This window comes from Cupriavidus sp. 01L415 (genome assembly GCF_056400065.1).
In genome coordinates this window covers 197,182-212,828 of sequence record NZ_JBFTSP010000004.1, presented here as the reverse complement: position 1 = coordinate 212,828, position 15,647 = coordinate 197,182, and the positions used below count along the sequence as shown (strand labels likewise).

Below are 15,647 nucleotides of genomic sequence, written 5' to 3'. Positions count from 1 at the left end.
ACGGGCAAGCCATCCGGCCGGCGGTGGGAACATCAGGACATTTTCAGTCAGGCGATCTTCCGCCGGATATCACGATGCGGCGACGACCCCGCAGGCGATGCGGCCGCCCGAATTGCCGGTCGGCTGAGTGCGATAGTCGTCGGGATCCTTGTGCACGACCACGGCGCGGCCCACGACGCTGTTGGGGCCGGGTGCCACGGTCACGTCGGACATCACGAACTGCACGCGCGCATTGCCGGCGGAATCCGCCGTCAGGTTGTTCATGTCGCCGGCATGATGGTCAGGCATGGTCATCTGGCCGTGCGGCTTTCCGGTGGGATTGAAGTGCCCGCCCGCGCTCATCGCGTCGGGCGCCGAGCAGTCGCCCTTCTCATGCACGTGGAAGCCGTGCGAGGTGCCCGGGGGCAAGCCCGTCACCGCCACCACGACCATCACGCCACCCGACTGCTGATCGAAGGTGACGCGGCCCGCGGTGGCTGTACCGCTCTTGGGCGCCAGCGTGGCCGCAGCCTTGCCGCCCGCGGCCATCGCCGCGCTGCCGGGGCTGGCCGCCGCCGTCGGAGTACTGCCGCCGCCGGTGCCACAACCTGCCACCACTACCGCGGCAGCGCCCATTGCCAGACCGAAAAGTACACGTTTCATGCCGAACCCTCCTCTTACGGTGATTGCCGTGGCGATTGTACCGCCTGACCAGCGGGCGCGGCCGCCGGTTTGTGATCGGAGGGTGTTCCAACCGGCGCCGTGGCCGGGCCGCCAGCGACCTTCGCTGCGTCGTCGGCCGGAGTGGGCATCGCAAACGGGCCCGGATCCGCACATGGGGCGCCCGGCGTGCCAGACGGAACGGTCTTGCCGCTGGCCTTCATCGATTCCTGATAGCGGGCGACGACCTTGTCCTGCGCCTTGCACAACTGGTACGCGGCAACCTTGTCGCTCCAGGCCGCACGGGCGCGGGTCTCGGCGAGTTTCGCCTGCTGGGCGGCGTCGGGCGCGGGCAGTTTGGCGAGGGCGCCCGTCGCGGCCACGGCAAGGAGCGGGGCCAGCATCAGGGCGGCGAAGCGCGCCTTGGCCATGGGCGCGGAAGCAGAATCTGCAGTGGCAATGGCCGTAGCAGTGGCCACAACAGTGGCCGTAGGAGGAAGAGGCAGCAGGCGCGTCATGGTCGTCTCGGGCAGGTTGCGGATGCTGCAGCGCGTCAGACCTCGCCCGGACGCTGCCGGGAGCGTCCCGGCGCCTCGTCGGGCGGAGTTGAGCGCTGGGCGGGAATCTTGCCGGCCTTGATATCGTCGTACCACAGCTCGTGGTGTTCCCTGGCCCAGGCTTCATCCACGTAGCCGTCGCGCATGGCGCGATACGCGCCCTCCATGCCGATCGTGCCCATGTAGATATGCCCGCAGGCCATGGCAATCATCAGCACGGCGCCAATCGCGTGGATGACGTTGGCAATCTGCATCGTCGCGCGGTAGTAGTCCATGCCCGGCACGATCATGTCGAGTACCCAGCCGGATGCCGACAGGATCAGCCCGAAGACCACCAGCCCGATCCAGAACCACATCTTCTCGCCCGCATTGAACCGCCCGCTCGGCACGTGATGGCCGGACACCAGGCCCCCCAGGCGCGCGAACCAGGTCAGGTCGTCGCGGCTCGGCAGGTTGTCGCGCACGAAGATCACGAACGCGACGATGATCGACATCGTGAACACCGGCCCGGTCAGGTTATGCAGGTTCTTGAGCAGGTAGGTCAGCCAGCCGAACAGCGTATGGCCCATGACCGGCAGCAGGAAGTACTTGCCGAACAGGATCACGATGCCGGAGATCGCCAGGATCACGAACGAGATCGCCATGGTCCAGTGGACGATGCGCTCGACGGGCGTAAAGCGTTCGATCATGCGGCCCGTGCGGGGCGCCTTGAGCGGGATCGTCCCGCGCCACGCAAAGAAGGCCAGGATGGCGGCCGGCACGAGCACGATCAGCCATCCTCCCCAGATCGTGATGACGCCGTTGCGGAACAGCCGCCATTTCTGGCCGGTGCGCTGGATCAGCACGCCAGCCTCCTTCGCCGGCAGGCTGCTGTAGTGCGGCTGGTCCGAATTGATTTCGCGCCAGACCGGTGCGTTATTGCCGGGCTGCGTCCGCGTGCGCTCCTGCTGGGACTGGGCCTCGGCGGCGATGTCGCGGCGCGGGACGTTGAAGATGTTCTCCGACGCGATGCCGGCCAGCGGTTGGGCCGGGTGCGTGGCGGGATTGTTGGCGTCAGCCTGCGACTGCGCGGCGGCGGCAGGCTGGGCCGGCGCGGCGGTGGATTGTTGCGGCGCCTGGGCCAGCGCGCCGCCAGCGGCCATCGCCAGCCAGGCCAGCGCGCCCGCAATCAGTGCCCGCGCGCCGTGGCGGGCGGCGCGGCCGGAAGCGTGCATCGGCATCATGAGCCCTCCCTCGGACCGACTTGCCATGACGTGGTGCGATGTGGCGCCATACGGCGCTCTGCCTGTCATGGCGCGCGGTTGTATTCGTTCTGGTACTGGTTGCGCTCATGGATCTGGCGCTGCCAGCTGTCCTTGTCCCCGGGCTTCCATCCCTGGGCGACGAACGGATCGCCAGGCGCACCCTGCCAGGCCACCGCATCGGACTTCTTCTGCGCGGGGGTGGCCGTCTGCGGCTTCTCGCCGCATGCGGCCAGCAGGGTCCCGCCGGCCACCATCAGGGCGATCAGCGCGGCGCGGGTCATGATGGCTGCCCTCCGGTGGCAGGCGTGGCCGCCGGGGCTGCCGGCGCGGCGGGTGCAGCAGGAGCCGTCGGCGCAGCCGGTGCGGCCTGCGCGTTGCCGCGCGCACTGCCATAGGCGGTGCCCCAGCCGAACACATCGCCGCCCTTGCCGCGCTTGACCACGCGATTGCGCAGGATGTCGGCGATCACGTCGCCGTCGCCGCCCAGCAGCGCCTTGGTCGAGCACATCTCCGCGCACAGCGGCAGCTTGCCCTCGGCCAGGCGATTGCGGCCGTATTTCTCGAACTCCGCCTCGCTGCCGTTTGCCTCCGGGCCGCCCGCGCAGAAGGTGCACTTGTCCATCTTGCCGCGCACCCCGAACGTGCCCTCACTCGGGAACTGCGGCGCGCCAAACGGGCAGGCGTACGAGCAGTAGCCGCAGCCGATGCAGACGTCCTTGTCGTGCAGCACCACGCCGTCCTCGGTGCGATAGAAGCAATCCACGGGGCAGACCGCCATGCAGGGGGCGTCCGAACAATGCATGCAGGCCACCGAGATCGATTTCTCGGCGCCCACCACGCCATCGTTGACCGTCACCACGCGACGCCGGTTGACGCCCCACGGTACCTCGTGCTCATTCTTGCAGGCGGTGACGCAGCTGTTGCACTCGATGCAGCGCTCGGCGTCACAGATGAATTTCATGCGTGCCATGTGCGTCTCCGCTCTTACGAGAACCTTTCGATCTGACAGATCGTGGTCTTGGTTTCCTGCATCATCGTCACCGAGTCATACCCGTACGTGGTGGCGGTGTTGACGGCCTCGCCCCGCACGATCGGGAATGCACCCTCGGGATAGAAGGCCTTCAGGTCCTTGCCCTGCCACCAGCCCGAGAAGTGGAACGGGATGAACGCCGTATCCACGCCCACGCGTTCGGTCACCAGCGCTCGCACCTTGAGCTTCGCGCCAGTCGGCGTGCTGACCCAGCAGTAGTCACCGTTGCGGATGCCGCGCGCACTGGCCGCCTGCGGATTGATCTCGACGAAGTTCTCCTGCTGCAGTTCCGCCAGCCACGGATTCGAGCGGGTTTCCTCGCCACCACCTTCGTACTCGACCAGCCGGCCGGACGTCAGGATGATCGGGAATTTTTCGTAGACCTTGTTCTCGATGTTGCGCTGCTGCAGCGACTTGTACAGCGTGGGCAGGCGCCAGAACGCCATCTTGTCGTCGTGCGTCGGGTACTTGGCGACCATGTCCGGCCGCGTGGAGTACAGGGGCTCCCGATGCTGCGGAACCGGGTCCGGGAAGTTCCACACCACCGCGCGCGCCTTGGCGTTGCCGAACGGGTGGCAGCCGTGGTTTTTCAGCACGATGCGCTGGATGCCGCCGGACAGGTCGGTCTTCCAGTTCTTGCCCTCGGCCGCCTTCTTTTCGGCATCGGTCAGGTCATCCCACCAGCCCAGCTTCTTCAGCAGCACGTGGTCGAATTCCGGGTAGCCCGTGGTGATCTCGGCGCCCAGCGAGCACGAACCATCCTCGGCCAGCAGGTTCACGCCATCGCGCTCCACGCCGAAGTTGGCGCGGAAGTTGCCGCCGCCGTCCATCACGTGCTTGCTGGTGTCGTAGAGGTTCGGCGACCCCGGGTGCTTGAGCTCGGGCGTGCCATAGCAGGGCCAGGGCAGGCCGAAGTAGTCGCCGGTCAGGTCGTAGCCCGTGAGCGGGTCCTTGCCGCTCTTGCAGCGCAGCGTGCGCACATCGAACATCTGCATGTTGCGCATATGGGACTTCAGCCGCTCCGGCGACTGGCCGGTGTAGCCGATGGTCCAGTTGCTGGCGTTGATCTCCCGAAGGAGAGACTCGGTCTCCGGCTCCTGCCACGTCCGGCCGGCGCGCTTGACCTCGATCATCTTGTAGTTCTTCGACAATTCCTTGCCGAAGCCAAGCTTCTCGGCAAACGCCTGCATGATGGTGTGGTCGGGCATCGACTCGAACAGCGGTTCGATGACCTTCTCGCGCCATTGCAGCGAGCGGTTCGATGCCGTGCACGAGCCGGAGGTCTCGAACTGCGTGCAGGCCGGCAGCAGGTAGACCGCGCGATTGGGGTTGATCTTCTCGCCTTCGGGCGGGGTCATGTTGGCCATCGCGGCCGTGGCGGACGGATACGGGTCGATCACCACCAGCAGGTCGAGCTTGTCCAGCGCCCGCTTCATCTCCAGCCCGCGCGTCTGCGAGTTCGGCGCGTGGCCCCAGAAGAACACGCCGCGCACATTGTTGTCCTGGTCGATGAGCTCGCTCTTTTCCGTGACGATGTCGATCCAGCGCGATACCGTCGTGCCGGACTTCTCCATCATCGCCTGCGACACGTACTGCTTCTTGATCCATTCGTAGTCGACGCCCCAGACCGCGGCGTAGTGCTTCCACGCGCCGGTGGCCAGGCCGTAGTAGCCCGGCAGGGAATCGGGATTCGGGCCCACGTCGGTGGCGCCCTGCACATTGTCGTGGCCGCGGAAGATATTGGCGCCGCCGCCGGATACGCCGATATTGCCCAGCGCCAGCTGCACGATGCAGGACGCGCGCACGATGGCGTTGCCGATCGTGTGCTGGGTCTGGCCCATGCACCAGACCAGCGTGGACGGACGGTTCTTCGCCATGGTCTCGGCTACCAGGCGCACCTGCGCCTCGGGCACGCCGCAGACCTCCTCCACCTTGTCCGGCGTCCACTTGGCCAGCACCTCGGCCTTGACCTTGTCCATGCCGTAGACGCGGTCGTTCAGGTATTTCTGATCCTCCCAGCCGTTCTGGAAGATGTGATACAGCACGCCGAACAGGAACGCGATATCGGTGCCGGAACGAATCCGCACATAGTGATCGGACTTGGCCGCCGTGCGCGTGTAGCGCGGATCGACCACGATCACCTTGCAGCCGTTTTCCTTGGCGTGCAGCAGGTGGAGCATGGACACCGGGTGGGCCTCGGCCGCGTTCGACCCGATATACAGCGCCGCCTTGGCATTCTGCATATCGTTGTACGAGTTGGTCATCGCCCCGTAGCCCCAGGTATTCGCCACGCCCGCCACGGTGGTGGAGTGGCAGATGCGCGCCTGGTGATCGGTATTGTTGGTGCCGAAGAACGACACCCACTTGCGCAGCAGGTAGGACTGCTCGTTGCTGTGCTTGGAGGATCCGACGAAGAACAGTGAATCCGGCCCGGTCTCTTGCCGGATGGACTTCAACTTTGCCGTGATCTCGTCGAGTGCCTTGTCCCACGAGATGCGCTGGTACTTGCCGTCGACCAGCTTCATCGGGTACTTGAGCCGATATTCGCCGTGGCCGTGTTCGCGCAGCGCCGCGCCCTTGGCACAGTGCGCGCCCAGGTTGATCGGCGAATCGAACACCGGTTCCTGGCGCACCCAGACGCCGTTCTGCACCACGGCGTCCACCGCGCAACCGACCGAGCAGTGTCCGCACACGGTGCGGCGCACGACGATGTCGCCCTTGCCGCCGGCCGCGCCGGGCTTGCCGTCTTCGGCGTCGGCCTTGCGCATCATCGTGAGTTGCGTGGCCGCGAGGCCGGCGCCGACCCCAATGCCAGATCGCTTCAGGAAGCTGCGCCGGTCCATGGTCGGCATCGCGCCGGCAAGGCCAGCGGCCAGGCGCGAGGACAGGCGGCCCGACGCCGGGGCGGGTTCGGATGGGGATGTGGTGTGCCGGTTCGCGAGCCGTTCGGTCTGGCCTTGGTCCGCGCGTTTGCGGGTCAGGATCATGTCTTGCCTCGGAGTGTGAGGAGCGGCGACATTGCAGCCATGGCGCGCCGGCCGGCACGCCATGCGCGTGCCGCCTAGATCAGCGTGGTCCGGTAGTACTTGCGAATATGCGCCGAGACCCGGTACCCCTGGCTGTCCGGCGCGGGGTCCGCCGGCTCGGCATTGGCGATCGCTTCAGCCACGGCAGGCTGCCCGCGCGTGGCGACCGTGGCGGCGCCGGCGGCTGCAACCACGCCGGCACCGACGAGGAAGGTGCGGCGTGCGACCCGGGGTTGCTTGTCTTTCATGGAGACTCCTCGGTTTAGCAATACCGATGGACGGGCGATTTATGCCCTGTTTTGCATATTCTAGGTGCAAGATATTCGATTGACTACGCAGACAATCGGAAAATCCTCAAACTCCGGACAAACCCCGATGCGAGCGACCCCTCAGGTCATCTCCAGCGCCACCGCCTCCACGCCCGCGAACGCCCGCAACAGTCCCGCTGCACTGCGGTAAAAACGTGCCTTCGGATGGCTGGCCAGGGCGTCGCAGAGCTTTTCCACCCACGGTTGCAGGTGCCGCGAGAAAAAACGCTGCTGCTCGCCGAGGTTGGACACCGCCACGTCGTCGCCGGCCACCAGGAAACGCATGACCTCGCATAGCGCGGCGATATGGTCCTCCGTCTCGCTGATGCCCTCGTGCCGCGTCAGCCCGTAGCGCGCCAGGTCGTCGCGCAGCGCCACCAGCGGGCGCTCGTTCAGGAAGCCGGCAAGGTAGTAGGACCCGTAGAGAAAGATCTCCTGCTTGCCGACGCCGATAAACAGTTCCTGGTATTCGTCGGCAACGTCGTCTGTACGGCTCGTCGATGCCGCATCGCACAAATCGTTCCACGCCCGGCCCAGCACCGTGTCAGCGTCGTCTCCCACCGCCCGGTTGGCGGCGATGTGGTGCAGCAATGCTGCATCCGGCGCCTGATGGAACAGCGTGGCAAGCAGGCCGTAGAGATCGGCCCGCGCGACGTCCTCGGGGTCCGGCTCGCCACGGGCCGGCGCGGGAGGGATAAGCTGGATCGGCTGGAAATCCGTCATGTCTTGATATGTCTTATTGGAGCGTCGCGCCGCTGGCGGCACCCGTGTCCTTTTCCATCATGTCCACGACGCGGCAGTCGGGGCACATCTTCAGCCGCTCGGCGGCGGCACCGGCAAACGCCGGGTGGCCGGCCAGCCGGACCAGCATCGACTGCACCATCTGCGCCGTGCCGAATGGCTTGGCGCAGCGGATGCAATGGAACGGCTGGGTCTCGTTGAGCGTGATGGCACGCCGCGCGCCCTCCCCCGTCAGCAGGCGCGGGATCAGCGAGATCGCATCTTCCGGACAGGTCTTTTCGCACAAGCCGCACTGGATGCAGTTGCGCTCGATGAAGGCCAGCACCGGCTTGTCGATATTGTCGCGCAGCGCCTGGGACGGACATGCGCCCACGCAAGCCATGCAGAGCGTGCAGCGTCCGGTATCCACCGCGATGGCGCCGAACGGCGCGCCCGCCGGCAACGGCACGGTTTCCGCCGGCACAGGCGCGTGGCGGACCAGATGGTCGATGGCAAAGTCCAGCGTTTCACGCTTGGCCAGCGCGGCGCGGAATCCGGCGGCCGGCAACGGCGTCATGCGACCTTCCGTGCGACCGTCCGCGCGATATTCGGGACCGGGAGTGGCGATAGCCGCCAGCCCGGCATCGAGCGATGCCGGATCGCCGGCTTCCACCAGCGCCAGACGCCGTCCGCGATAGCCGAGCCCCTCCAGCATCGCGCGCGCCACGGCCATCTGCCCGGCTAGCGCGGCCCGATACTGTGGCGCCTCGTCACCGGTCAGCAGCACGGCCACGCCATCGGCACCCCAGCACAGCGCCGCCAGCCAGAGCTCGATCCCTGCGGCAGCCGGGTGAAACATCGGAACGGGAATGACGTTGGGCGGCACGCCTTGCGCCTGCCCGGCACGTGCCGCGCGGCCCAGCGCCAGAATCGCCGGATTGCCATATTCCTCGCCATGAAGCAGCAGCACGGCATCGCGGCCACCGGCGGCGCGATAGGCCGAGACCAGCGTGCGCAAGCGTTCGCCCAGCGTCTCGGGCCCGGGATAGCCGTAGCTGATGGCACCGCTCGGACAGACCGTGGTGCAGGCGCCGCAGCCCATGCACAGGTTGGGCGTGACCTCGATCCGGCCCTTGCCGTCATGCCATTGCGAGCGGATCGCCTGGGTCGAGCAAATGTCGATACAAGCCGTGCAGCCGGTGGTCTGGTTGCGGCCATGGGCACACAGGCTTTCCTTGTAGCGGAAGAACTTCGGCTTCTCGAAGTCCCCGACCAGTTGCTGCAGCAACAGGGCCTGCGCCTGCTGCCGCACCACGTCGCCGCCGGCATGCAGGTAACCCTCCGGAGGCTGGTGCATCGTGAATGCGGGCGCGTCGTTGAGATCGAAGACCAGATCGAAGCGCGCTTCGGTCACCGCCATGGGCCGGTCGAAGTCGATGGCGGCCGCCGCGCCGCAGGCCTTCACGCAATCGCGATGATCGCGGCAAAGGTCGAGGTCGATCTGGTAGCTGAAATCGATGGCCTGCTCCGGGCAGGCCGCGATGCAGGCGTTGCAACGTGTGCAGAGGTCCAGATCGATGGGATTGCTCTTGCCCGCGCCGGTCTCCCACGTTGCCGTGAACGCGCCCAGCCAGCCCGTAAGCGCCGTCAGCGTGCCGCTGTGCACGGGCCAGGCGCGTTCGGCCGGTTGGCTGGCGTGACTGGCCGCATGGCCGCTCAGCAGGACCGTGACTTCCAGACCGGCCTCCGTTAGCCGCGAGGCCCAGGGCAGCGCGCGCTCGGCGGGGCCCATCACCAGCACCGCGCCCTGGGACCGGTAGTCGACGACGGGCACCGGCGCCGGCTCGGGCAGCGCCGCAGCCGCCAGCAGCGCGGCAATCTTGGCGTTGGCCGTGGCGGGGTCGCGGCGGGCGCCCTGCGACCAGCCGCCGGTTTCCCGGATATTGACGAAGCGGACCGGCGCCGTGACCACGCCGGCATCGCGCGCGGTTTGCGCGGCGACCTCGGTGAACAGGGGACTTTCCTGCGTGCAGGCGACGATCACATCCTCGGTGCCGTCGAGCGCCTGGCGGAAATCGCCTATCTCGCGACGGCACAGCAGTCGGTGCACCTTCAGGGGACCCGCGTCCGGATTGGCTTCGGACAGCGCCGCCCCGTCAAGCGGCATCGTGTCGTTGCAATTGCAGATCAGCGTCGGCATGGGGAATGGCCGCTGGCCGGCCTGGTGCCCTCTGCGAGGGTCTTGCAGCCGGTGGATTTGTGGGGTGGCCTATTCTAGGCCGGCACGCGGCGCGCGGCTACGCGTGTTTGCCCGCAGGAACAAGGGCGGGCCCGGGCGCGGATTCGGGGACCGGCACGGCATGGTCTTGCGATGATGGCGCACTGGCGGCTGCCGGCGCCAGCGCGATTGCCGCGTCAGGCGATTTGGGCGACTTGTGAGAGTCTTCTTCGCCGGTCGCTGCCACCGGCGTGCCGATGTCAGCCGTATCGGTCGCATCGGTCGTATCGGCCGGCTCGGCTGTATCGCCGGACTCACCGGCATCGGTGGCATCGGCAATCCTGGCGGCTGGATTGGCGGCAGCTTCCTCGTCGAGCGGAGCAAACAGGCCCAGCGTCTCCGACTGCCGCAACTGGCGCAGCACCTCGGGCGGAATCGGGTCTGGCTTGCCGTAGTCGTCAATATAGGTATCGAGCCCGTCCATCACATTGAAGTGCGGATCGGCAAACAGGGTTTTCAGCGCGGCGCGCTTGACGGTCTCGTCCACGCCACGTGCCACGAAGCGGGCGATGTTGTCGCCGGGCTGGAGCAGCGCGACGTCCGCCAGCGTGGGCGGCGGCGTCTCGGCGGCAACGGGAGGCTGGGCGGCCTGCGGGCCGGTTTGCGGGTTAGCTTGCGGGCCGACTTGCGGCACGTTGGTCGCGGGGTCAGGCGCCACCGGCGCTTCATCGGGCACCGGCTGGCCCCCGCGCACCGCCGCCTTGCGGCGCGACCAGCGGGACAGGAAGGTCGAGTCGGAATCGCTCATCGGAAATCGCTCATCGCCGTCGCCCCCCAGGGTTCAGTAGCGCGCCCGCTCGTCCGGCGCCTTGAATGATTCGGGCCGGCGGCGTTTCTTGGGCTCGGGACGATAGTGCTCGTTCGTGAATGCCTGCAGCCAGTCGCGCTGCGCGGGCTCCAGCGGCACGTTTTCGACATTCTCGCCGGCATCGAGCCAGCGTCCGGCCTCGTTGTAGGACAGGGTCACCGTCACCGGGACAGGCCGCCGGCCGTCATCGACGTCGGTATCGCCCCCCGGATCGGGATCGCCGCCGGCCTCGGGCTCGTCCGCCATCCGCCACAGCACGAACCAGCATGGCGTGGTGGACGTCAGGTTGAGGTAGTAACCCTCGCCTTCGTCGCGGAACAGGGTGACGTCATAGCCGGGATACAGCCAGCGCGCGCCGTGGCTGTCGGCATCAAGCCGCATCGGCACGGTGCCGAATTCGCCCAGGTCCGGCAGCACCGCATCGAGTTCCCATTTCCACGGCTGCCAGCGATTGGTCAGCGCCACCTTGCGCATCACCACCGCCATCGTCACGGTGGGCCGGCCGGGGGGCGGCGTGTCGGGCGGGGAGGAGCTGACCGGGGTGTCCATGGCGCCTCAGGTGTTCTGGACGACGATGCTCGGGAACTTGTTGGTCATGTCCCGCGCCTTGTCGGCCACCTTGATGGCCACCTTGCGCGCGACTTCGCGGTAGATCGCGGAGATCGGGCTGTCCGGATCGGCCACCACGGTCGGGCGGCCCGAATCGGCCTGTTCGCGGATCGACAGGTTCAGCGGCAGGCTGCCCAGCAGGTCTACGCCATACTCGGCGCTCATCTTGTCGCCGCCGCCTTCGCCGAAGATGTGCTCGACATGGCCACAGTTCGGGCAGCAGTAAACGGCCATGTTCTCGACGATGCCGAGGATGGGAATGCCCACCTTCTCAAACATCTTGAGGCCCTTCTTGGCGTCCAGCAGCGCGATGTCCTGCGGCGTGGTCACGATCACGGCGCCCGTGACGGGCACCTTCTGCGACAACGTGAGCTGGATATCGCCGGTGCCCGGCGGCATGTCGACGATCAGGTAGTCCAGGTCGTGCCAATTGGTCTGGCGCAGCAGTTGTTCCAGTGCCGAGGTGACCATCGGACCGCGCCACACCATCGGATTGTCCTGTTCGATCAGGAAGCCGATGGAATTGGCCTGCAGGCCGTGGCCCTCCAGCGGCTCCATGGTCTGGCCGTCGGCCGATTCGGGGCGGCCGTCGATGCCCAGCATCATGGGCAGGCTCGGGCCGTAGATATCGGCGTCCAGCATGCCGACGCGGGCGCCTTCCGCGGACAGGGCCAGCGCGAGGTTCACCGCCGTGGTGGACTTGCCGACGCCGCCCTTGCCCGATGCCACGGCAATCACATTCTTGACGCCCGTCAGCAGCTTGACGCCGCGCTGGACGGCGTGCGCGACGATCTTCATCGATACCGTCACGCTGACATTGGTGACGCCCGGCAAATTGCGCAGCGCACCAATGACAAGCTTGCGGATCGGTTCCAGCTGGCTCTTGCCTGGATACCCGAGTTCCACTTCCAAGGAGACCTCGCCGCCATCGACCCGCACGTTGCGGGCCGACCGCGTGGACACGAGGTCCCTGCCCGTGTTGGGATCGATCACGGTGCGCAGGGCTTCGGTTACCTGTTCAATGGTGAGGCTCAAGACAGACTCCGCTTCTTTATCAGTCAATGGGGATGAGGCGCGTAATGTAGCAAAGTATGGAGCAGCAGCCAGCAGTGTGCCGCAGCGCGGTGAGTCCCCCTGTGCTGAGTGGGGAATTACAGACATTTACATCTCTCACATTCTCGCGCTTGTGCGCGTCCCGCCATATCCCTATTGTAGTGCGCTTGCGTCCGGCGACCCCATGGCCGGCTGTCACCCGCGGGGCCATTCCGCGCGTTTTTACAGGCATGATGAAACTTGTCGGCCTGATCTGCGCCCTGCGGCCGGAAGCAGTTACCATGCGGTATGCCGTCGGCAGAACATTTACAGGATTCACCAGAAGGAGAAAGCATGAAATTCAAGTTCGTCACCGTCTCGCTCGTCGCAGCTGCGGCACTGGCGGGTTGCGCCACTGAACAGCAAACGAACACGGCGGTCGGTACCGGCGTAGGCGCAGCCGTGGGTGCCGGACTGGGTAACCTGATCGGCGGCAACTCCACCGGGACGCTGATCGGGGCGGCAGTGGGCGGTGCGGTGGGTGGCACCACCGGCTACAACTGGAACGCCATTCGCGGCAAGCTGAACAAGGATACGGCCGGCACGGGCACCCAGATCACCGAACAGCCGGATGGGTCACTCAAGGTGAACATTCCGAGCCAAGTGACCTTCGACACCGACAGCTCGACGATCAAGCCGTCGTTCCGCGGCGTGCTGGACCAGGTGGCCCAGACGCTGGGTCAGCATCAGGATGTGGTGGCTAACGTCGTCGGCCATACCGACAGCACCGGCAATCCGAGCTACAACCTGCAACTTTCGCAGCGTCGCGCCCAGAGCGTGGCGTCGTACCTGGGTGATCGCGGCGTCGCACGCAACCGCCTGACCGCCGAGGGCCGCGGCCAGACCCAGCCTGTCGCAGACAACGCCTCCGAGGCCGGACGCACCCAAAATCGCCGTGTCGAAATTTTCTTGAAACCAATTCAGGGATGAGCTGGTCATACAGTTCAGGTACCGCTTGCCACCGTTGCTGGCTCGCGATGGGTGGCTGACCTCCCGGGCGGTACCTGATTTCTCCTCCTTTTCCGTTGTGGAAAGCTGCGCCGGTGCTTCACCGGCGCTTTTTTTTGCGCGTCCGCTTTGTTGCATGCCGACTTTTGCCGGGCGACGGGCCGTCGCGCTGCCACGGATTTCAGCCCGGATCGGCGCCGAACTGGGCGCCCGCGCGCACCGCTTGCTAAAATAGCCGTTTCCCGGCCACGCAACCGGGCACGCATTTCCATCCTCCTGGCTCCTCCCTGGCTCTTTACATGACCGCACGCCGCATCCTCGTTACCTCTGCCCTGCCGTACGCCAACGGCCAGATCCACATCGGCCACCTGGTGGAGTACATCCAGACCGACATCTGGGTGCGTTTCCAGCGAATGATGGGCAACGAGGTCTACTACGTGGGCGCCGACGACACGCACGGCACCCCGGTCATGCTCCGGGCCGAAAAGGAAGGCATCACGCCCAAGCAGCTGATCGATCGCGTCTGGACCGAGCACAAGCGGGATTTCGACAGCTTCCTGGTGTCGTTCGACAACTACTACAGCACCGACGCCGACGAAAACCGCCAGCTTTGCGAAAAGATCTACCTGGCGCTGAAGGACCAGGACCTGATCGCCGAACGCGAAGTCGAGCAGTTCTTTGACCCGGTCAAGAACATGTTCCTGCCGGACCGCTTCATCAAGGGCGAGTGCCCGAAGTGTGGCGCCAAGGACCAATACGGCGATTCGTGTGAGGTATGCGGCACAACTTACGTGCCGACCGACCTGAAGAACCCGTACTCGGTGGTTTCCGGCGCCACGCCGGTGCGCAAGTCGTCGACGCATTTCTTCTTCCGCCTCTCCGATCCGCGCTGCGAGACCTTCCTGCGCGAATGGGTGGCCGACCTGGCCCAGCCGGAAGCCACCAACAAGATGCAGGAATGGCTCGGTGCCGAGGGCGAGACCTCCACGCTGTCCGACTGGGACATCTCGCGCGACGCCCCGTATTTCGGCTTCGAGATCCCGGGCGCCCCAGGCAAGTACTTCTATGTCTGGCTGGATGCCCCAATCGGCTACTACGCCAGCTTCAGGAACCTGTGCGCGGCGCGCGGCATCGACTTCGACGCCTGGGTGGGCCCGCACTCGACTGCCGAGCAATATCACTTCATCGGCAAGGACATCCTGTACTTCCACACGCTGTTCTGGCCCGCGATGCTGAAGTTCTCCGGCTATCGCACGCCGACCAACGTGTTCGCGCACGGTTTCCTGACCGTGGATGGCGCCAAGATGAGCAAGTCGCGCGGCACCTTCATCACCGCGCAGAGCTATATCGACACCGGCATGAACCCGGAATGGCTGCGTTACTACTTTGCCGCCAAGCTCAACGCGAGCATGGAAGACCTGGACCTGAACCTGGACGACTTCGTCGCCCGCGTGAACAGTGACCTGATCGGCAAGTATGTGAACATCGCCAGCCGCGCCGCCGGCTTCCTGGTCAAGCGCTTCGACGGCAAGGTCAGCGAGGCCGCGCTGGGCAACCCGCTGCTGGTGCAACTGCGCGAGGCCGCCCCGCAACTGGCCGCGTTCTATGAAGGCCGCGAGTACAGCAAGGCGCTGCGCCTGGTGATGGAGCTGACCGACGCCGTCAACGCGTTTGTCGACACCAACAAGCCGTGGGAACTGGCCAAGGACGAAGCGAAGCGCGATGCGCTGCACGCCGCGTGCTCGGTGTCCCTGGAGGCCTTCCGCCTGCTGACGATCTACCTGAAGCCCGTGGTGCCGGAAATGGCGGCTGGCGTGGAACGCTTCCTGAACATCGACCCGCTGAACTGGCGTGCGATCGACAAGCAGCTGTCCGCCGACCGCCCGGTGCAGCCGTACCAGCATCTGATGACCCGCGTGGATACCAAGCAGATCGAAGCCCTGCTGGCCGCCAACCGGGATTCGCTGCAAGCCGCCGGTGGCGCGTCCGGCGCGCCGTCCGTCGAGCCGATTGCCGACACGATCACCATCGACGATTTCGCCAGGATCGACCTGCGCGTGGCGAAGATCGTCGCCTGCGACCGCGTGGAGGGTTCGACCAAGCTGCTGCAACTCACGCTGGACCTGGGCGAAGGCAAGACGCGCAACGTGTTCTCCGGCATCCAGTCGGCCTACACGCCGGAGCAACTGGTGGGCAAGCTGACCGTGGTGGTCGCCAACCTGGCGCCGCGCAAGATGAAGTTCGGCATGTCCGAGGGCATGGTGCTGGCCGCCTCCGCCGCCGACGAGAAGGCCGCGCCGGGGCTGTACATCCTGGAGCCGCACAGCGGCGCGGTGCCGGGAATGCGGATCCGCTAAGCCTCTCACGCATCACCCTCGAAAAAAAACG

At 66.2% G+C, this 15,647-nt stretch carries 14 protein-coding genes; 2 read left to right on the top strand and 12 right to left on the bottom strand.

Annotated features, from left to right (window positions below; genetic code table 11):
* Positions 1 to 69: 69 nt before the first annotated feature.
* The 12 genes from AC1DOX_RS10890 to apbC all read right to left on the bottom strand — a co-directional run bounded on the left by AC1DOX_RS10890 (position 70) and on the right by apbC (position 12,254).
* Positions 70 to 642 carry a superoxide dismutase family protein gene (locus AC1DOX_RS10890; protein WP_441615929.1) on the bottom strand — a complete coding sequence of 191 codons (573 nt, stop codon included), beginning with the start codon at positions 640 to 642 and terminating at the stop codon, positions 70 to 72.
* 14 nt (positions 643 to 656) lie between these two features.
* Complete coding sequence (locus AC1DOX_RS10885) at positions 657 to 1,157, bottom strand: hypothetical protein (protein WP_441615927.1); 501 nt, start codon at positions 1,155 to 1,157, stop codon at positions 657 to 659.
* A 35-nt stretch (positions 1,158 to 1,192) separates the two neighbouring features.
* Positions 1,193 to 2,419, bottom strand: coding sequence for a formate dehydrogenase subunit gamma (locus AC1DOX_RS10880; RefSeq protein ID WP_441615925.1), 1,227 nt, complete (start codon positions 2,417 to 2,419; stop codon positions 1,193 to 1,195).
* A gap of 65 nt (positions 2,420 to 2,484) precedes the next feature.
* The gene (locus tag AC1DOX_RS10875; RefSeq protein WP_441615923.1) at positions 2,485 to 2,721 is read right to left on the bottom strand and encodes a hypothetical protein; all 237 of its coding nucleotides are present in this window, start codon (positions 2,719 to 2,721) and stop codon (positions 2,485 to 2,487) included.
* Entirely contained in the window at positions 2,718 to 3,410 is a 693-nt protein-coding gene (gene fdh3B, locus AC1DOX_RS10870; RefSeq protein WP_092135022.1) for a formate dehydrogenase FDH3 subunit beta, read from the bottom strand. Before fdh3B ends, AC1DOX_RS10875 begins: the two co-directional genes overlap by 4 nt.
* A 14-nt stretch (positions 3,411 to 3,424) precedes the next feature.
* Positions 3,425 to 6,457 carry a molybdopterin-dependent oxidoreductase gene (locus AC1DOX_RS10865; protein WP_441615920.1) on the bottom strand — a complete coding sequence of 1,011 codons (3,033 nt, stop codon included), beginning with the start codon at positions 6,455 to 6,457 and terminating at the stop codon, positions 3,425 to 3,427.
* A gap of 74 nt (positions 6,458 to 6,531) precedes the next feature.
* Positions 6,532 to 6,744, bottom strand: a complete 213-nt coding sequence (locus AC1DOX_RS10860) for a formate dehydrogenase (RefSeq protein ID WP_441615918.1) — start codon at positions 6,742 to 6,744, stop codon at positions 6,532 to 6,534.
* Positions 6,745 to 6,885: 141 nt separating this feature from the next.
* The gene (locus AC1DOX_RS10855) at positions 6,886 to 7,527 is read right to left on the bottom strand and encodes a TorD/DmsD family molecular chaperone (RefSeq protein ID WP_441615916.1); all 642 of its coding nucleotides are present in this window, start codon (positions 7,525 to 7,527) and stop codon (positions 6,886 to 6,888) included.
* A gap of 13 nt (positions 7,528 to 7,540) precedes the next feature.
* Positions 7,541 to 9,724 carry a 4Fe-4S dicluster domain-containing protein gene (locus AC1DOX_RS10850; protein ID WP_441615914.1) on the bottom strand — a complete coding sequence of 728 codons (2,184 nt, stop codon included), beginning with the start codon at positions 9,722 to 9,724 and terminating at the stop codon, positions 7,541 to 7,543.
* A 97-nt stretch (positions 9,725 to 9,821) separates the two neighbouring features.
* Positions 9,822 to 10,550: a DUF3306 domain-containing protein gene (locus AC1DOX_RS10845; RefSeq protein WP_441615912.1), complete on the bottom strand. Its 729-nt coding sequence runs from the start codon at positions 10,548 to 10,550 to the stop codon at positions 9,822 to 9,824.
* A 33-nt stretch (positions 10,551 to 10,583) separates the two neighbouring features.
* Complete coding sequence (locus AC1DOX_RS10840) at positions 10,584 to 11,159, bottom strand: DUF3305 domain-containing protein (protein ID WP_441615910.1); 576 nt, start codon at positions 11,157 to 11,159, stop codon at positions 10,584 to 10,586.
* Between the two features lie 6 nt (positions 11,160 to 11,165).
* Positions 11,166 to 12,254 (bottom strand): iron-sulfur cluster carrier protein ApbC, encoded by a 1,089-nt coding sequence (apbC, locus tag AC1DOX_RS10835; RefSeq protein ID WP_441615908.1) that lies wholly within the window; start codon positions 12,252 to 12,254, stop codon positions 11,166 to 11,168.
* A 351-nt stretch (positions 12,255 to 12,605) separates the two neighbouring features.
* On the opposite strand from apbC, the gene AC1DOX_RS10830 reads away from it, so the two are divergent.
* The gene (locus AC1DOX_RS10830; protein ID WP_092135035.1) at positions 12,606 to 13,241 is read left to right on the top strand and encodes a YiaD family glycine zipper/OmpA-like lipoprotein; all 636 of its coding nucleotides are present in this window, start codon (positions 12,606 to 12,608) and stop codon (positions 13,239 to 13,241) included.
* 317 nt (positions 13,242 to 13,558) lie between these two features.
* Positions 13,559 to 15,616 (top strand): methionine--tRNA ligase, encoded by a 2,058-nt coding sequence (gene metG / locus AC1DOX_RS10825; RefSeq protein ID WP_441615906.1) that lies wholly within the window; start codon positions 13,559 to 13,561, stop codon positions 15,614 to 15,616.
* Positions 15,617 to 15,647: the final 31 nt, after the last annotated feature.